At 51.9% G+C, this 18264-nt stretch carries 17 protein-coding genes and 1 pseudogene; 8 read left to right on the top strand and 10 right to left on the bottom strand.

Features of this window, described 5'->3' with window-relative positions; genetic code table 11:
• Positions 1 to 3 precede the first annotated feature (3 nt).
• Entirely contained in the window at positions 4 to 903 is a 900-nt protein-coding gene (locus UNDYM_RS23415; protein ID WP_162043271.1) for an EboA domain-containing protein, read from the top strand.
• Positions 904 to 934: 31 nt separating this feature from the next.
• A complete protein-coding gene (locus tag UNDYM_RS23410; RefSeq protein WP_162043270.1) occupies positions 935 to 1369 on the top strand; it encodes a GAF domain-containing protein in 435 nt (144 codons plus the stop codon).
• Between the two features lies 1 nt (position 1370).
• On the opposite strand, the gene UNDYM_RS23405 is transcribed toward UNDYM_RS23410, so the two are convergent.
• On the bottom strand, positions 1371 to 2456 hold the full coding sequence (locus UNDYM_RS23405) for a hypothetical protein (RefSeq protein WP_197740948.1): 1086 nt from the start codon (positions 2454 to 2456) through the stop codon (positions 1371 to 1373).
• Between the two features lie 111 nt (positions 2457 to 2567).
• On the bottom strand, positions 2568 to 3185 hold the full coding sequence (locus UNDYM_RS23400; protein WP_162043269.1) for a bifunctional 2-polyprenyl-6-hydroxyphenol methylase/3-demethylubiquinol 3-O-methyltransferase UbiG: 618 nt from the start codon (positions 3183 to 3185) through the stop codon (positions 2568 to 2570).
• A 210-nt stretch (positions 3186 to 3395) separates the two neighbouring features.
• Between UNDYM_RS23400 and UNDYM_RS23395 the strand changes: the two genes are divergently transcribed.
• The 3 genes from UNDYM_RS23395 to UNDYM_RS23385 all read left to right on the top strand — a co-directional run bounded on the left by UNDYM_RS23395 (position 3396) and on the right by UNDYM_RS23385 (position 5792).
• Positions 3396 to 3842, top strand: coding sequence for a DUF1843 domain-containing protein (locus tag UNDYM_RS23395; RefSeq protein ID WP_232063575.1), 447 nt, complete (start codon positions 3396 to 3398; stop codon positions 3840 to 3842).
• A gap of 56 nt (positions 3843 to 3898) precedes the next feature.
• The gene (locus tag UNDYM_RS23390; RefSeq protein ID WP_162043268.1) at positions 3899 to 5368 is read left to right on the top strand and encodes a GDL motif peptide-associated radical SAM/SPASM maturase; all 1470 of its coding nucleotides are present in this window, start codon (positions 3899 to 3901) and stop codon (positions 5366 to 5368) included.
• 124 nt (positions 5369 to 5492) lie between these two features.
• The gene (locus UNDYM_RS23385; RefSeq protein ID WP_162043267.1) at positions 5493 to 5792 is read left to right on the top strand and encodes a DUF1843 domain-containing protein; all 300 of its coding nucleotides are present in this window, start codon (positions 5493 to 5495) and stop codon (positions 5790 to 5792) included.
• A 133-nt stretch (positions 5793 to 5925) separates the two neighbouring features.
• On the opposite strand, the gene UNDYM_RS23380 is transcribed toward UNDYM_RS23385, so the two are convergent.
• The 5 genes from UNDYM_RS23380 to UNDYM_RS23360 form a co-directional block, all read right to left on the bottom strand.
• Positions 5926 to 7263: a lanthionine synthetase LanC family protein gene (locus tag UNDYM_RS23380; RefSeq protein WP_162043266.1), complete on the bottom strand. Its 1338-nt coding sequence runs from the start codon at positions 7261 to 7263 to the stop codon at positions 5926 to 5928.
• Complete coding sequence (locus UNDYM_RS23375; protein ID WP_232063574.1) at positions 7260 to 8252, bottom strand: T3SS effector HopA1 family protein; 993 nt, start codon at positions 8250 to 8252, stop codon at positions 7260 to 7262. The genes UNDYM_RS23380 and UNDYM_RS23375 overlap by 4 nt, the downstream gene beginning before the upstream one ends.
• An 11-nt stretch (positions 8253 to 8263) precedes the next feature.
• On the bottom strand, positions 8264 to 9373 hold the full coding sequence (locus UNDYM_RS23370; RefSeq protein WP_162043264.1) for an aminoglycoside phosphotransferase family protein: 1110 nt from the start codon (positions 9371 to 9373) through the stop codon (positions 8264 to 8266).
• A 181-nt stretch (positions 9374 to 9554) separates the two neighbouring features.
• Positions 9555 to 10703, bottom strand: coding sequence for a hypothetical protein (locus UNDYM_RS23365; protein ID WP_162043263.1), 1149 nt, complete (start codon positions 10701 to 10703; stop codon positions 9555 to 9557).
• A 236-nt stretch (positions 10704 to 10939) separates the two neighbouring features.
• On the bottom strand, positions 10940 to 11389 hold the full coding sequence (locus UNDYM_RS23360; RefSeq protein WP_162043262.1) for a hypothetical protein: 450 nt from the start codon (positions 11387 to 11389) through the stop codon (positions 10940 to 10942).
• 574 nt (positions 11390 to 11963) lie between these two features.
• Between UNDYM_RS23360 and UNDYM_RS23355 the strand changes: the two genes are divergently transcribed.
• Positions 11964 to 12317 (top strand): CZB domain-containing protein, encoded by a 354-nt coding sequence (locus UNDYM_RS23355; protein WP_162043261.1) that lies wholly within the window; start codon positions 11964 to 11966, stop codon positions 12315 to 12317.
• A 76-nt stretch (positions 12318 to 12393) separates the two neighbouring features.
• Here UNDYM_RS23355 and arsH read toward each other — a convergent pair.
• The 3 genes and pseudogenes from arsH to arsC all read right to left on the bottom strand — a co-directional run.
• Positions 12394 to 12942 (bottom strand): annotated as a pseudogene (gene arsH / locus UNDYM_RS23350) (arsenical resistance protein ArsH); the annotation flags it as partial.
• Between the two features lie 246 nt (positions 12943 to 13188).
• Entirely contained in the window at positions 13189 to 13380 is a 192-nt protein-coding gene (locus tag UNDYM_RS30350; protein WP_370529369.1) for a hypothetical protein, read from the bottom strand.
• On the bottom strand, positions 13364 to 13792 hold the full coding sequence (arsC, locus tag UNDYM_RS23340; protein WP_162043259.1) for an arsenate reductase (glutaredoxin): 429 nt from the start codon (positions 13790 to 13792) through the stop codon (positions 13364 to 13366). Before arsC ends, UNDYM_RS30350 begins: the two co-directional genes overlap by 17 nt.
• 461 nt (positions 13793 to 14253) lie before the next feature.
• Here arsC and arsA point away from each other — a divergent pair, with 461 nt between their 5' ends.
• Positions 14254 to 16017, top strand: a complete 1764-nt coding sequence (gene arsA, locus UNDYM_RS23335; RefSeq protein WP_162043258.1) for an arsenical pump-driving ATPase — start codon at positions 14254 to 14256, stop codon at positions 16015 to 16017.
• A 172-nt stretch (positions 16018 to 16189) separates the two neighbouring features.
• Positions 16190 to 18193: an ATP-binding protein gene (locus UNDYM_RS23330; protein WP_162043257.1), complete on the top strand. Its 2004-nt coding sequence runs from the start codon at positions 16190 to 16192 to the stop codon at positions 18191 to 18193.
• The last annotated feature ends 71 nt before the right edge of the window (positions 18194 to 18264 follow it).

The following is an 18264-nucleotide window of genomic DNA, read 5'->3' as shown; positions in this document are numbered from 1 at the left end:
ATCATGAGACATCCATCTTTAGAAGAAATGCAGGCACTGACACCAACTGCAGCAGCTTTGTCGCAACTCGATATCTGGATAGCCGCACGCAGCATGCCAGAAGCCTTGCTATGGTTCCGCCTGCAATGCCAGCAAATCAGTACCGCGAAACAGGAACGTGACGTGTATCGCGCCATGGGCATGGCTTCGCGCAAACTTGGCAAACAGGATTTGAACTTGAGTGCGGATGAACTGGCCGCAGCGCATGTACTACGCCCTGGTTTTGACCCCTCGGCCTGGAGCGTCGATATCGCAGCCAGGGTGGCTTTCCTACTCGCCAGCTACGCCGGTGATGAAGCGCAATTCGCCAGCCAGCTTGACAGCAGCGCTGACAGTGCCGAGATCAATGAGCTGATCGCCCTGTATTCCGGCTTTCCCTTGTATCCCGCGGCGGCGGTGATAGAACACCGCGCCCGCGAGGCGATACGTTCCAGCATGCGTCCCATTTTTGAAGCGATGGCACATCGTAACCCTTATCCCATGCAGGTATTTGATGAGGCTGCCTGGAACCAGATGGTCGTCAAATGTTTTTTTCTCGACAGCCCGCTATGGCCAATACAAGGCCTGGAGCAAAGAAATAATCCTGCTCTTGCCAGTATTCTGATTGATCTCGCCCATGAACGCTGGGCAGCAGGGCGTACTATCAGCCCCGAGCTATGGCGCTGCGTGACACCACAACTGGCATTGCTCGGTGAACCAGAATTATTGCGTGCTCTTGAACAAGGCAGCATGGCAGAAAAGCTGGCGATCGCCAAAAGCCTGTCTGCCCATGACAGCAAGATTCGCACACTGTGCCAGCAACAAAATCTGATTACCGCAGCAAGAGACCTGAGCTGGCAAGAGCTGTTGCAAGACTCACACTGATAGCAATACTCATAAACTGAGGGGAATGAATATGTTTGAAAAAAACACAGAGCATCAGCAATGGCTGGAAGACAGCATCGCCAATCTGGATGCCGCCGCAGGTACCATCCATGTACAGCGCGGTGAAGATTTATACCTGAGTGCCGCCTTGCGCATACCTGAACCTGTGCTCGCCATCGTTGCCCATGTCAGTCATGGCAAGGGCATGGCAGGTGCGGCACAACTAAGCAAGACACCTGTGCAAACCTGCAATCTGCAAGACGATAAAAGCGGCAATATACGGCCCGGTGCCAAGGCCGTTGGTGCGCAGGCGGCAATCGCGATTCCCCTGCTAAGCAAAGCGGGCGATGTCATGGCGGTGGTTGGCTTTGCCTGGCAAAAAGAAGGTGACCCGGCAGAGTGGGTGGCACAGGCGCCTTTCCCTGCCAAACTGGCTGAACTGACTGCGCGTTTGCAGGCTGCCTGAATTAATTGACGGGTAGTATGAGTTTGCGCACATAGCCTTCGAGGGCCACGGTTTCTCCATCTGCATTGGCGATGGGGCGGCCGGGCAAGCCCATGCCTTCGCTGATGAAGACCGTATTGCCTGTCACGCATAAATTCGACGGTGTATCCAGATGCCTGGCAAGACAAGTTACCGTGCCCTTGTCCAGATCAAAGCGAAGCAGGCGACCGGAATAGCGCTTGAAACCACCATGCCAGGCGGTTTGCGGTACTTCATTTGCAGGCATGGGTTCTAAAAAATCCTCGCATAATTCCAGCACCAGCAATTGACCTTGTTCTGTGAATGCCATGGCGGTGGCCAGCGTCAGGCCTGCTATGACTGTGCTGACTTCGCCCGTGGCAAGATCCAGCCTGACGATCTGGCTGACGCCTTTTTCAAAGTTGATGCCCATCTTGTCGGCATCGCCTTGCAACTCGCCAGAGAACAGGGAAATCAATACAGGCTGATTAGCCTCACCTGTTGTTGAGCTTTGATCCAGGATAATCGTCACTGGCACCGCATGCTGGCCACCAGATAAATCTGCCAGTACACCGACTACTGTTTCCGGCTGGCCATCAATGAATTCTATCGCCTGATTGGTATCTGGCTTGACCGTCAGCCAGCTTTGTCTTTGTGGGTGATAACAAAGCGTATTTAAATTGCCACTGCTATGGATAAGTGGCTGAGGCGGCAAGCTAGTCAAATCAAGAATACGGGAACCAGCAACATAATCTGTCTGACTTAGCAACCAGCGACCTTCGCCGTAGGCAATATCGGCAAGTCCAAATATTTCATCCCGGCACATGCGAGCCTGCATATTCATGGAGCGAAAACCATCAGCGAGTACCTCGCACCTTGCGTACCCGCCATCAGTATCCTGTTTGAATTGCAGTAGTCGTCCAGAGAAAGGCTGCCCTGCGTCGCCGCTGCCTGCTTCTACCAGCAACAGGCTGCCATCATGTTTGAGTTTGATGCCGCGCGGATTATTCAGACCGCGCAAGACAATGCTGGATGCGCATCGCTGCTGCATCATGAGTTGTGGCACAACGATGGGTAGCGGGTTTGCCATGTAGTGAGCCTGAAAATGAGCCTGAAATTAGTTCAATGCAGGCCAGTGTTTCACAAAAGATAATTGTGGTCAATATGATATGTGTCTTTGCATCTTTGTATTTTTGTCGCTTTACGATGTTGCATGCCTGAACGCCAGCCGTGTCCATGTCACCCCGCTTTGCTGGTTGAGTTTTTGTATTGACGCTGCTTCTACATGCAAAATGGGTTTCAGGTTTTGCAGAGCAGCCAGTTCTATCGTCTCTGCCGCGCTGACATCAAACATCCGTCGCCCGGCAGGAACAGGGCCATGGCGCAGCGACAATATCAGGGTTGCCGATGCATTCATCAAACTCGCCAGCCGGGGCATGGCCTGCTGACGCTGAGCTTCGTCCAGATGCATCCACACGGCACTCAGCATGATGAGGTCAAAAGTTTCTTTTCTGGAGCTGAGCAAAGCCAGGTCGGGCAGGCTGTCATCCAGCCAGGTGATGAGGTCTGAGTCATGCAGTTCAATGCCGGGCAGGCGTAATTCACTGACAGGTTCTACCGCAACAACCTGATGCCCCAATGCAGCAAATGCAGCGGCATCACTGCCTATGCCAGAACCCAGATCGAGCACACGGCCAGGTGTTGCCGGAAACAGGTGCAAGACTGCGGCATGATGTTCTTCGAAGGAAATTTCCTGCCACTGTTGCACCAGGTAATCCGCCATTTCTGCATAGCCTTCGGTACCGCTGATTCTTGCCATAAGCCTGTTCTTACATCGTGTGTTTTGACGGAAATAAAGATTGTAAAGCACTCCTCTCCATATTCTTTAATTAAAAAAAGAATAATGACATTGACTTTTCGATAATTGAAAATATACTAATTAAGCTTGCCATATTGATAGCAGGCAGATTTCCAGAATTCCCTAGATACCCACCCTTTTCATAACCGGATTTATCTCAAGGAGCAACTCATGACTACCAGTAAAGAGACTTTTGGCGGTTTTATTCCCCTGTATGGAGCGGCAATGAGTGATGCGATTGCCAGTGGCGATGCTGCCAAAATGAGTGCCGCACGTGATGCAGCCTTCGCCCACCTGGCTGGCGCGGCTGATGTCGCCCGCTTATTGCCAGAGCTGGAAAGCGCCATCAAAAGCAAGGGCGGCATCATACGTCCCCTGTATGCCGTCACCATACAAGACGCCGTCGCCCGTGGCGATCAGGTTGAGATCTCCCGCATCAAATCTGAACTCGCTTCCTACAATAATCTGCTCGGTGGTAACACTGCCGCCGCGTTTCATCCTGTCACACCTTATGGCGTCGCGATTCAGGACGCGCAGGCGCGTGGTGATCAGGCCGAAGTCGATCGTCTGAAAGAACTCGCACAGAGCCTGTTGGCACAACTCAACGCCAGCAAATAAGTACAGCCGCATGATCCCGGATGCCAGCTTGCTGGCATTTGCCACCGGAGCCTAGTATGGAACAAACTCTTGTATCTCAATCTTCTCAAGCATCCCAACCCGCCAGGGCGCGTACGCTGTCTGATCTCAACGGCCATACTCCTGTGCACGTGGTGTGGGAAATTACCCTCGCCTGCAATTTGAAATGCAGTCATTGCGGCTCACGTGCAGGCAAACGCAGGGTGGGTGAGCTCTCTACCGAAGAAGCTTTTTCCGTGATCGATCAACTGGCCGCCCTGGGCACGCGTGAAATCACCCTCATAGGTGGCGAAGCCTTCTTGCGCAAGGACTGGCTGCAAATGGTGGAACGTATTGCTGGTCACGGCATCCGGGTGGGCATGCAAACCGGTGCCCGTAACCTCAATACTGCAAGGCTGGAAGCAGGCAAGCAGGCCGGTTTGTTTGGCATAGGTGTGTCCATCGATGGCATGAAGGATTATCACGACAGGTTGCGCGGTGTCGTCGGCTCCTGGAATGATGCCCTGCGTGCCATGGAAACCGCCAAATCCCTGGGCCTGGGTGTCAGCTGTAATACCCAGATAGGTGCAGAGACCATAGATCAGCTGGAGCCGCTGTTCAACCGCATCATCGAAGCAGGTGCCACTCACTGGCAATTACAGATCACCGTGGCCATGGGCAATGCGGTAGAGAATGACCACCTGTTGTTGCAACCGCATCGTGTGCTCGAACTCATGCCCTTGTTGAACCGGCTTTATCATGAAGGTCAGCAACGCGGCCTGTTGCTGACCTTTGGCAATAACCTTGGTTACTTCGGTCCCTTCGAGCATCACTGGCGTGGCCTCGGCGATGAAACACTGCACTGGACAGGTTGCGCTGCTGGCCAGAATGTCATCGGCCTCGAAGCGGACGGTACCATCAAGGGTTGCCCATCACTGGCGACGGAAACCTATGGTGGTGGCAATGTCCGTGACACTGCCGTGGCAGAGTTGTGGAACACGTCTGAGGCTTTGCACTTTGGTCGCATGCGCAATATCGATTCACTATGGGGTCATTGCCGCACCTGCTACTACGCCGATGTCTGCCGTGGTGGCTGCACCTGGACTTCAGATTCCCTGTTCGGCAAGCCCGGCAATAATCCCTATTGCCACTACCGCGCACTGAAGCTGGAGAAACGCGGCATACATGAAAAAATCCGCAAAGTGGCACCAGCGCCTGACAAGCCTTTTGCCATAGGCAGGTTTGAACTGTATGAAGAAGCGATTCCCGGCAGGCAAATTCTGCCTGAGGAACCTGCGCCAGCACCACGCGTGGCAGAACGCACCAGCAGCAATCCCTTGCCTGAACTGGGATTGTGCCGCAACTGTCATGAGTACATCTGGCAGGACGAGACCGAGTGTCCGCACTGCCATGCCGATGTCGCTGCAGCCGCACAAAAATATGCCATTGAAGAAGCCAGACGGCAAGCCGTCATGACAGAACTCAAGAGCGTACTCGATCGCCTGCATGTGCTGACCAGCACAGTCTGACGATCAAAGCCCGGCCATTGTTTCTGAAGGTCGGGATGATTTTGGTGTTGAAAAATATTTTCCTTCATCCGCAAGGCAGTTAATTGTCTTCATTTGCTGCCAGCATTTCCTAAAAGGAGTAGATATGGTTTCCCCAACTCACATCGCACCCATGGCCGCTTTATATGGCGTCCCCATCCATGAAGCCATCGCCAGTGGTGATCTCAGCAAGATCACTGCGATACGCGATCAGGCACTCGATTATCTTGCGGCTGCATCAGAAATAGAACGTCTCTTGCCATCGCTGGAAAAAGCCATGAAAGCCAAGGGCTTACCGCCACAGGCTTTATATGGTGTAGCGATACAAGATGCAGTAACACGCGGTGACCAGGCAGAAGTCGCGCGTTTGAAAGCGCAAGTGGCTTATTACAGTCGTTTGTTTTAATGTGTTTGTAGGTTGGGCTGCGGTTTACCAGCCCAACACTCGGCGTTTAAATAACGTATACGTATGTTGAGGCCAAGTGTTGGGCCGGGCCTCGCCAGGCTGATGAAGCGTAGCCCAACCTGCAAAATTTCAATCAACTCCCCACCTTCTCCGGCGGCGTCACGATCAACACCGAAGGCACAGCCTCTGGATTATATAGACGCAAATAAAAGTGGCCTATGCCCGCCGTACCCAGCATCAGGTTAGGTGTCTCACCCGTGCCCGCCACGCCGCAAGGCCAGGGCATGTCGGACTGGCCATAATGCTGCCAGCCTTCCTGCCCTATCTTTTCTGCGATCTGGGTCAGGTCGGGGCGTTTCAGATATTGCCCTGCCATGATCATCAATTCAGCATTACCGCAGGCACCATGGCATAACGAAAAATTACTTATGCCATGCACCCAGGCTGGCATCAGCGAACTCGCCGTGGTTTGTATGGCCGCATTCAATTCCTGCATGAGCATGGCATCATCCGGCATCAGTGCCACATTGCGCAGGCGCGATAAACCTATGCCGGGTGCGCCATGGCACCAGGCCATGTTATACACCGGTGGTGCATCAGTCTGGCTGGCGTCCATGATGCGCAAGTCTGGCCAGTTATTGTGCTGGGCACTGAACAGGCCGCGTTCATAACGCAAGCCTTCATTGGCACCATCAAGGTAGCGTTTTTCTTCTGTGGCGCGATACAGTTCCAACAAGGCGGTGACGATGCCAGCCACACCATGTGAATGACCGGTCAGGTGTTTTTGTCCGGGCACATGCATGGTTTCCCATGACCAGCCAGCATCACTCTTGCTGGCATGTGTCAGTAAATAATCACCATGGCTTTGCGCCATGGCGATAAAGTCGGGGCGCTGGTGTTCCAGGCCGAGTTTCAACATCGCCGGTATGGCACCGGCACTGCCGCCGATGACATCGATGAACATCGCATCCGGCACGTGCTCTTTGAGGCTGGCCATTTCACGTAGGCCACGGGCGATAAGGGCTTCATTTTTCAATAATGTACCTATGCGTACCAGCACATAGGCAAAGCCGCTGCTGCCTGAGTAAAAACCACTGCGGGCTGGACCCTGCATTTTGTCAGACAGCGACAGTGCCTGGTTCAAAGCACCTTCGAGTATCCGTTTTTGTTGCTTGTCGCCGCTGAACTGATGCAGTTCAGCGAGGAACAGCGCGATGCCGCTGGTGCCGCCATACAGGTCTCCGGCAAAGGAGCGGTAAGCTGGTACCCAGTTTTGATTCACGGCTTCCATGGACCAGCCCAGCCAGTTGCAACGCGCACCATCCCAGACCGCATCACGGCATAAATTGCGACCTATGCGGTCGGCAACGTCGAGATAAACTTCTTTGTAAGGATTGATGACCGCATTCATAGGTGCAGTCATAGGCGCAGTTACAGGTGTAGTCATAGGTACATTGATCGGTGCATTCATAACAGCAAGCCTCCGTTAAATACGGGTGTTTCAAACAGGTTGACTGAATTGCGGTTCAGGTAGGGGGTGCGCATGTCTATGCCATTCGTGGCGAAGCGTTTTTGCACGGCGTCTGCGCGTGCGCTCACGCTCTGTGAGCCTGCCAGCCATGCATCGACCATGCCTTCTGCCACCAGCCTGCATCTGTGCATGCCAAAGCTTTCACCGGTACCTGGTTCTTCTGCCACACCTATGCCACTCATCAGGGATTTACAAAACATTGGTGTGGCTGCACGCAGCTTGCTGCCCAGGCTGGCATGCAAGTCCTGCATCAGCGCTGCGACCATGGCGTAGTGGCGCTTGGCGATATACAGCACAGCGGCATCGGCGCGGCGATAGGCACTGGCATCGACCAGGGTTTTATACCTGAAGGGCAGGGCATAACGGTTCAGTTGTGTGGTCAGGCTGTAGAGTAATTCTGCTGCGGCATGCGCTGGAACATTGAAGTAAAAACGTATCAGTTCATAGTCGTCAAACTGGTCAGACAGGTTGCTGCCAAACGCGTAGTAAAAGCCTTGCTGCATGTCGGCAGTGCCGGGATACACACGCAAGTTCACCAGCTCACCGGCCTGCGCTGGCATGCCCGGCCATTTGTTGGCCGCGTATTCGCCCGCCATTGCGGTGCGGCTGCGCTCACCTTTTTGTATCATGACGCGGCCATCGGGGCTTTGCTGGTAAATTTTCCAGCCAGGGTCCCAGCGGTCTGAGGTCTGGTTGGCCTGGCTCAGGTTGGCTACCAGGTTTTGCGAAGGCAGGGCAGCTTCATCCGCAGCATCACGTACATAGTACATGCCATACAGGCTGTTATTGATGGCGGCGGTCAGTGCCTGGGCCGGGCTGGTTTGGGCACCTGTCGATGTGACAGGGATGGGAGTAGTATTGCCTAGTGCATAGCTATGCTGATTGTGGATTTGCAAGGCAGCGTAGATATTGTTTAATTCTTCGTGCATGGATGGCTCGCTCATGATGATAACTCCCCGCTAAACCCGTACAGGGCGGACGCAGCCTGTCGTGAATCGCGCAAAATATTCTGGCTGACCTGTAACAAGGTCGCTGCATGATTGGTCATGACGGGCGAGTAATACAGTGATTCAAACGCAGTCTGCACCATGCGTGCAGCACCGTATTCTATGCAGCGTAACAGGTAGGGATAGGCTTGCGATTTATCGATGCCTGCCGTCTGTACATAGCTGCGCCAGAAAGCGTGTATGGACGGGTACATGCCCTCCAGTGGAAAGACAGCCTTATCGACAAAGCGGGTAGGGTCAAATTCCTGATACAGCGGCATGGAGTAAATCCAAGAGGTCAGATAAGCTTGCAGCACTGCCCCAATATCCCAGCTGGCATCGCCATAATCAACCAGTTCCCAGTCTATGATGCGTAAAGCCAGTTCGCCATTGGGGCCAGGATAGACCACGCAGTTATCCCATTTCATGTCACCGTGGATAATGCTGTCATAGCGCCAGCCCTGTGCCAGACGTGCCAGGTTTTGCTGCAGGTCAGGGTATTGCCTGATCAGTGCGCCCAATTGTTGCACGCCACCACTGAGGGTGGAGCCAGCCTGCACACTGTTCAGATGGAAGCTCAATATCCATGGTGCCATACGCGGGAAATTGCTGAGGTCTTCTGTCTGCAGCGACTTGCCTCGCAGGGTCTGGTGATAGCTCCCCAGGGCAGCACCGAGCAACTTGCCTATCCCGGCTGGGAATGTTTTATTGCGGGCATGAAATTCTGTCAGGTTTTCACCGCCAGGTAACAAGCTGATGGTCAGGCAATGACGGCCAGCGTCATGATCGACAAAGCCGGGCATGAGTCTTGCCAAAGCTTCATAACCATTTTTTTGCGCCATGCGGTAGCAGGCAGCTTCGCGCTGCATGGTCGAGATTGCCATAGGCTCGACTTCCTTGATCTGCTTGACGAACAAGCCTGAACCATCGCGTCTGATGATCTTGTAATTGCGGTTGCGGCGGCCTGCCTCTACCACCATAAAATCACCATCGACAACCGCGCTTGGTGGAACCGTGCCTCGCGCCAGCAGATAGTGGGCCATATTGGATGCGGTCAAAAACATTCCTGATTACTCCTGGTATTGCGGCAAGCCTTACGCTTGCCAGTATGCCGAAACCCCAGGTGCAAAATTGCACCTGGGGTTTACAAAGAATGAGTCAACCCACGGTCGGGAATGTATCCCGACCGTTTTTACCAGGGCTGATCAAACTGCTCTGTACTGTTTTAGTTCACTTGCTCCTTGATTAGCAAAAGCCAGGTGCAGTGACATTGCCGCAAATCGGCATGTTATTCGTAGGAATAACAGGCCCTACCGTCATTGGCAGGCAAGTGTTGCCACAAATTTGCATGTTTTGGGTAGGAATTACAGGGCCAACTGTCATCGGCAGGCAAGTGCAACCCAGCAGATGGGTGGGAGCTACCGTTTGTGTGCACACCGTGGCAGCTGTGTGGCAAACAGGTACGGCGGTATGGCAAACAGCGGCAACAACGGTTGGGCAATGTGGCGGCGCTGACAGTGGTGGCTGGCAACCATGCCACGCTGTATGACCGCAAAATTGCGGCGCGGCTGTGCAAAAGTGAACGCCAGTTGGGCCAACCTGCTGTTGTGCTTCCAGGGTAGGTGGAGGACAAACAAAGCAATGTGTCGCGTTCGTTGGGTTCATTGCCTGTGCTTGCTGAGGTGCAGCCTGCTGCGCCTCAATGGTGAACGGTGGGCAAATGAAGCAATGAGTATTGGCAGTAGGATTTGTCGTTGGATGGATAGGGAATTGTGCCTGTTGCGCTTGTTGTGCTTGTGGTGGCGGGCAACCCTGCCATGCCGTATTGCCGCAAACCTGAGGTGCAGCGGTGCAATGTTGCACGCCGGTTGGACCGATGGGCGGGCAAGGCTGCCACGCTGTGTTACCGCAAAACTGTGGTGCGGCTGTGCAATGCTGTACGCCGGTTGGTCCGACATTGGCTTGTGCTGCAAATTGCTGGGCAGGCGCTGCTGCTCCGGCAAAGTTTTGTGCCTGCGCTGGTGCGGCCAGGCCACCCACACCACCCTGTAGTACTGGTGTCTGGTTTTGGAATACTGGTGTCTGGTTTTGGATTATGGTTGGATCGAAGGTCGTAGTGATAGGCAAGCGTGTATTAGCCTGACATTGTATGCCGCATTGAGGTTGATTATGGGTGAAATGGCATATTGCGGGGCTGGTGACATGCTGGCAGATCGGCCCAACCAGAGTCTGTGGGAAGCATTGTGGTGGTTGCGTCACATGGCAGATGACAGGCGAAGTTGGTATCAGGCATTGTGGTGGTTGTGTCAGATGATGACATGCGGCCGGAATAGTCACAGGCAGGCATTGAGGAATCAATGTGTTGATGTGACAAATCGGTAATTGAGTAGTCATGGCAAAACTCTCCTAAGAGTGGTACTGCATTTCATGAACAAAAAAGAAAACCAGGGAAAAACAAAACAACAAACTAATGGCCGCAATGCATGCCTCTGATAAGAAGCAGGGCAATGACATGCGCCATTCTTCACACATTCGCATGAGAAAAAGGCCAGTCAAACAAGAGCCCTTCACATCACGAATATTCCAATTCGGGTAATTCGGTCTGAATTCTTGTCGGAATTTCTGTCAGATTATTTCGGGGTATCAGGGCAACCTGGCCATGCAGTGTTGCCGCATTGCGCCGGGGCCTGCGTGCAGTTCAGTACGCCGGTAGGGCCGCCAGCCACCGCTGCCTGGGCTGCAGCATTGGCGGCGGATGCTGCCTGCGCACTTTGTATGGGCCCGTTGAAAAAACTGAGCTTGGTGTCAGCCACGCTCTTGCCCTTGCGTATGAGCTCGGCATCGGCCTTGATCCATACATAGGCTGTTTCCAGGGGATTATTGCTGCTGGCGGATGCCGCCGCCGTGTGCAAGATTGCGTCGCTGGGGATTTCATAATATTCATTCAGGACTGTATTCAGGTACAGCCGGGTATAGCCTTCCAGTGCAGAATTACCCACAAAGCCATTGAGCAAGACCACATCAGGAATATTCGCCGGATCAGCGGCCAATACTTCTACAAAATACTTGTCTTTCGCCATCACATTCTCCATTCGGTTGAAACTGAAACACAGATCAGGCATAGGGCTTTTTCAGATACCTGGTGCTGGATTCAGATAATTTGGACAACAATACAAACTCAATAAGCAAAAGCCAGGCTCCTGCCTTGCAGCTACAACACGTGCCACCGTTACAAACAAATGACACGTTCAAAATCCCTGCTGAGATGCAAATCCGTGCGTGCAAAAAAAACGGCGACAACGATCCACCCCAAGCCAGTCAGAAACGGGCTCAAATGCTCAAAAATCACTTGAAAGGGAGAGATTGCAGACGAGGAAATTTAATGCATATGCTTATTACTTTATTTGCATGTCAATAATTCAAGGTTAATTTATTATTAATATTTGTCAAGGTCGAAATGCGTAACAATTTATTACTATCTTGTTTTATGAGTATCTTTTTGCTTTCCGTAACGATGTGTGAATAGTGCTTGATGTCGAGAAATTTTTCTTTATGACCTCTGTCCAGCTTTGCCTGCAGCTTGATTTGCATCAAGTCGTGAAAGTGAGGCACATCTATCCTGAACTGGAAGTAAAAAAATAATGAGGGGAAGACATGGATCTTGAAGATGCTGTAGCTAAACATTCAGAGTGGAAGACAAAATTCCGCATGGCAATAAGTAAAAAAGAAGCCATGGATGCTACCACTATCGCCAGGGACAATTGCTGCGAGTTGGGCAAGTATTTGCACGGCGAGGGCAAATCCTTATTCGGCAATCTTGCAACGCATGCGGATTGCGTTGCCAGGCATGCGGCATTTCATATTGAAGCTGGTAAAGTGGCACAGGCTATCAATGCGAAGAAATATTCCGAGGCAGAAGCAATGATTAATGCTGGCACGAATTATTCGGCAGCATCAAGTGCGGTAGGAGTGGCCATCATGAAATTCAAAAAAGAGGCGGGATTATGAAGTGAATTCTGCTTTTATTAATGGATGACATTCATTTACCCCCATTAGTCTGTCGCCGGGCTAATGGGGGCAACTATCAGATGCCACGCTGATTGACGCGCCTGGACAGTTCCTCTGCAGTTTCCTTGCGTTCACTATATCTATCCACAAGATAAGTGGCTACATCACGTGTCAGTAAAGTGAACTTCATTAACTCTTCCATGACATCGACTACGCGATCATAGTAAGCTGATGGCTTCATTCGTCCGGCCTCATCAAATTCAAGAAAAGCTTTCGCGACCGATGACTGATTCGGTATCGTGATCATGCGCATCCAGCGACCAAGTATGCGCATTTGATTGACAGCATTAAATGATTGCGATCCTCCTGATACTTCCATGACCGCCAGTGTCTTGCCCTGCGTAGGGCGCACGGCGCCAACGGACAGGGGGATCCAGTCGATCTGCGTCTTCATGATGCCCGTCATTGCACCGTGACGTTCAGGCGAAGTCCAGACCATTCCTTCAGCCCATAGCGCCAGCTCGCGCAATTCTCGCACTTTGGGATGACTGTCAGGTACCTCATCGGGCAATGGCAAACCATGTGGATCAAAAATCCGTGTTTCTGCGCCCATTGCCTTTAGAACTCATTTCATAAATAGGGTGAGATGCGTTTGCCTCATAACGTGGGCTGGCAAGACGGACGAGGCAGTCAATAGCTTTGCCTATTGATAACGAGTCCAACGCAGTCCAGCGCGCGTTATGAGGCAAACCCTTCGGGAACTGACGATTTGGGCGCATTGCAGCGTTGTGCCCCTCGCTAAGGCAGGAGCCTTAGCAGCGGGTCACGCCTTGCACTGCATCCCAAATCGTCTTGTTCGCACTCATCCTATTTATGAAATGAGTTCTAGTAACCTGGCCGCTTCCAAGGTCAGTAATTTGCTGTACGAACGCTCGCGCAAAGAGCCATAAAGGAGCAGTATTCGCGGCGCGTGGCCTGCTCGTACAGGTGCAAACAATTGCTCTGTTTCCGGCTGCCTGAACAAGTCCAGGTGCAGGCTGGGAAAGTCATTTTTGGTGAACACGATTACCCTCCTTGTCGACGACTTTCTCGCCGTCTTCCTTGAAGAATTCGCTTTGCTGCGGTAATGGCAAAATATCCAGTACGACTTCTGAAGGGCGGCATAGCCTCGTGCCAATCGGCGTTACTACGATAGGGCGATTCATTAATATCGGATGCGCGACCATGAAGTTGACGAGATCATCATCAGACCATTTTTCATCTTCAAGCCCCAGCTCTTCGTACGGCCCAGTTTTTTTGCGCAAGACGTCTCTTACCGGTACCTTCATTGCCGCGATCAGTTCCAGCAGTTTTGCTTTCTCTGGCGGATGCTGCAGGTATTCAATCACTTGCGGTTGAGCGCCGCTATTTCGTATCAGGGCAAGGGTATTGCGGGATGTGCCGCATTCAGGATTATGGTAAATGGTAATCGTCATGTAGTTTTCCAGAAAAAGTTAAGCGTTTACAGAGTGTAGAAGTCGATACAAGCAGCAAAATGCCACCGTTGCCATCACACCCTCAGTACCGCTGGGTTTGCGCCCAAGTGAGTATGCGTTAAGCTGACCAGCATGCTCGCAATTTGCATTCACTGCCTTCCATTCAACTGGTAACAGACGTTTTAATGTGGCTTCTACCAGGAAGCTTGATATCAAAATGAAACTTTACTTTGATTCTATATTTCAATAATAATGGAAATGTGGAATCAAAGTAAAGTAAGATAGATTTGTTTGTTCTTAGACAATGCAGTATCTGACCAACTGATTAAATTGAAAGGGTATATAAAAATTGCTGTTTCAATGTGCAGATTTTGTACTCGCACTGGCTGCAACGCAACTGCGGCTTTTTGTGACAGGACAGACAATCTGAAATGAAGATTGAACCCACCTCAAGGAATACCATGTTATTTCTCACAGAAGCACCGCAGTTTCTATTTTTTACTGGTAAAGGCGGTGTCGGCAAAACTTCGCTGGCCTGCGCCAGTGCGATTATGCTGTCTGACTCAGGCAAACGTGTCTTGATTGTAAGTACAGACCCGGCCTCTAACGTGGGACAGGTGTTTGGTATCAGCATTGGCAACGCCATTACTGCAGTGCCCGATGTCGCGAATTTGTCCGCATTAGAGATTGATCCACAGGCGGCAGCACAAATCTACCGCAACCGCATCGTCGGACCTGCCCGTGGACGTGTAGCTGATGCAGTGCTAAAAAGCATGGAAGAGCAATTATCGGGTGCCTGCACAACCGAGATTGCCGCATTCGACGAATTTACCAATCTCTTGACTAATCCCACTATAACGAAGTGCTTTGACCATATTATCTTTGATACTGCTCCTACCGGTCACACCATACGCATGTTGCAATTGCCTGGGGCATGGTCTGGTTTTCTGGAGCAAGGAAAGGGCGATGCTTCCTGCCTGGGGCCACTGGCAGGATTGGAAAAGCAGCGCGAGCAATACCATGCAGCGGTCAGCGCGCTTTCTGACCCGCGACATACCCGAATGATATTGGTCGCACGCGCGCAGAGCGCAAGTTTGCGTGAAGCTGCGCGTACCCACCAGGAACTGGCTGATATCGGCTTCCAACACCAATACCTTGTGATTAATGGGGTACTGCCAGAAAACGAACTTGCCGGGGATGTGCTGGCTGCTGCAGTATGGAAACGCGAACAGGCAGCCTTATCAGCCATACCCAGCGTATTGAAAGACGCACCTACTGATTATCTACCGCTGAAAGCATTTAATCTGGTCGGACTGGAGGCACTAAGGGCCTTGTTGGCACCAGCGAACACGCAGAAAAAACGGAACGATGTTGCGCCGGTAGATATTCCTCTTGTTCCCAGTCTCGCTGGTTTAATTGACGGTCTGGTTGGCAACGGTCATGGCCTGATCATGACCATGGGCAAAGGTGGTGTGGGTAAAACCACAGTTGCAGCAGCCATTGCGCTGGAACTGGCCGATCGCGGCTATCCAGTACATTTGACGACTTCGGATCCTGCGGCACATTTGATTGAGACCTTGGACGGCAGCCTGGAAAATTTGACCGTTAGCCGTATAGATCCACATACAGAGACTGCACGTTACCGCGCGGAGGTAATGAAAAGCAAGGGCAAGAATCTGGACGATCGTGGGCGCGCCTTGTTGGAAGAAGACTTACGCTCACCTTGCACGGAAGAAATTGCCGTGTTCCAGGCTTTTTCACGTGTCATACGCGAAGCCGGCAAGAAATTTGTGGTCATGGACACCGCACCGACTGGCCACACGCTGCTGTTACTTGATGCGACAGGCGCCTACCATAGAGAAATTGAACGGCAGATGCTCAATACCAAGATACATTTCACAACGCCCATGATGCAGTTGCAAGATCCGCTTCAAACCAAAGTTGTCATCATCACCTTGGCTGAGACTACGCCAGTTCTGGAAGCAGCGGGCCTGCAAAATGAATTGCGCCGTGCAGGTATAGAGCCCTGGGCCTGGATCATTAATAACAGTCTGGCCCTGGCAAATCCGGTTTCTGGTTTGCTGCGTCAACGTGCACGTAGTGAACTACCACTGATTGATGAAGTAGCAAAAAAATATGCCCAGCGCTGGGCTGTAATACCCTTGCAGGCAGAAGAGCCAGTGGGATTGGAGCGACTCAAAAAATTATTACATGCAGTGAGTTAAGTATTGGCAAGGCGTCATCTCGATAGTGCTTTAGGCGGGCAATGAAAGTTTGCTCACAATATGCCAGACAACATACAATGGCCGACATTGCCATCCAGGCGGTTGCCTTTGTCGCTCACTATCACGTATGAAAACTGCAGTTCCTGTAAAAAGGCTACCCATCAAACTGGCCATGTACATCTTCATTGTATTGGTCTGTACGGTACTGACAGGCAATAGTATCTGGCAGATGTGGAAAACCCATGAGATGGCTATACGAGCCGGCGATATTGCAGCCGGTAATCTGGCGCAGGCCATGGCCCAGCATTCGGGTGATACGCTCAAGGCGGTGGATGCTGCCATCATTTCTGTCATGGACAGGCTGGAGCAGGATGCCAATTACCTGCATCAGCGCGACAAACTCACGCTAACCCTGAAGCGTGAGATGGACAACCTGCCCCAGTTAAAACTCATGACGGTAATCGATACCGATGGCAAGCTCATGGCATCGAGCAATGCCGGTTTTACCCAGGTCAGTGAACTGGAGCGTGACAATCTTGCTTATCATCAGGAACATGCCGGGGCTGGCTGGTATATCAGCAAATCAGCCAAAGTGGTTCAGGATGGCAACTGGGTTTTCCTGATGTCGCGCCGCTTCGACCATAAAAACGGCGAATATGCGGGTATGGTGCTGGCACATATTGATGTTGATTTCCTGCTCAAATACTTCAACAGCATTAACCTTGGCAAAAAAGGTTCCGTCGCCATGTTGACAGATGACGGTACCTTGATCCTGCGCAGGCCGCTCATCGTTGGCGCACTCGGGAAAAAATACATTAACAGCCCCATCTTCCGTGAGCAGATTGCTGTCAATAATTTTGGCACATTTTCCACAACCTCCAAGCTTGACCGCATAGAACGCATCGTTGGTTATAGCCGTCTTGAACAATTTCCTCTGATAGCGGTGGCTGCCCTGTCCAGGGAAGAAGTACTGGAAGCCTGGCGCTCCAGTGCCATCGTGCAAGGCATAGGCAATGGTGTGCTGATCATCATGCTGCTGATCTTTGGCGGTATCATCGTCCGGCAATTTGAGAAGCAGTTGCAAGCGGCTGCAAAGCTGTCCCAGTTGTCTGCCATCATAGACAGTTCGGAAGACGCCATCATAGGCGTATCCCTGGAAGGCATCATCACCAGCTGGAATGCAGGAGCAGAGAAGTTGTTTGCCTACCAGGCTGCTGAAGTGCTGGACCGTTCTTCCAGGCTACTGTATGCGGACAATGATGTGATTGCCAGTGCTGCGCATCTGGACAGCATCATCAGGGGAGAGCGGGTCAGTCATTTTGAAGTCACTGGCTTGCGCAAGAATGGTGAAAAAATCCAGCTCTCGATTGCCATGTCACCGGTACATGATGGCGAACAAAACGTCATAGGTGCCTCCACGATAGCGCGTGACATCACCCAGCGCAAGCAGGTAGATAATATGAAGGCGGCCTTCATTTCTACGGTCAGCCATGAATTGCGTACTCCTATCACTTCCATCAGGGGCGCACTGGGTTTGCTGGAATCTGGCACGCTGATGGAACTCAACCCCAGGGCCTTGCAACTGGTGCGCATAGCCCATAACAACAGCAAGCGCCTGACTGGCCTGGTCAACGATATCCTCGACATGGAAAAAATCAGCTCGGGTCACATGCGTTTTGAAATTCAGCGTGTCGATCTGTGCGCCCTGACCTTGCAGGCGATAGAAGCAAATACCGGCTATGCACAGGAACGCCAGACTTCTTTTGTATTGATCGACTATCCAAGGTCGGCCTGGGTCATGGGTGACCCTGAGCGCATCATGCAGGTGTTTGCCAACCTCTTGTCGAATGCGGCCAAATATTCACCCAAACATGTGCAAGTTGAAATCCGCCTCAAGCATGAGGATGAGGTTTTCAGGATAGAGGTCGAAGACCATGGTGCAGGTATTCCTGACGAATTCCGCCCGCGTATTTTTGGCAAGTTTGCCCAGGCAGAAGAACATGGTGAAAAAAATCTCGGCGGCGCTGGCCTGGGCCTGAACATCACCAAGAATCTGGTAGAGACCATGGGCGGCAGCATAGGTTTTGAATCAGAGTCTGGTGTGCGTACCGTGTTCTGGTTCACCCTGCCTGCTGCTGCACAGCGTGGCGGTGATTTAGCTACTGCGAAAAATTGAGCATTTAATGAAAATCAGTCAAGGTGTTGATTCTTTCCGGGGCGGGCGTCGGCGCTGAGCATACTCCCATA

Origin of the sequence: Undibacterium sp. YM2, from assembly GCF_009937975.1 — a bacterium.
Taxonomy (GTDB): domain Bacteria; phylum Pseudomonadota; class Gammaproteobacteria; order Burkholderiales; family Burkholderiaceae_D; genus Undibacterium.
The sequence above is the reverse complement of the archived record's forward strand: the minus strand, read 5'-3'. Positions and strand labels throughout refer to the sequence as shown.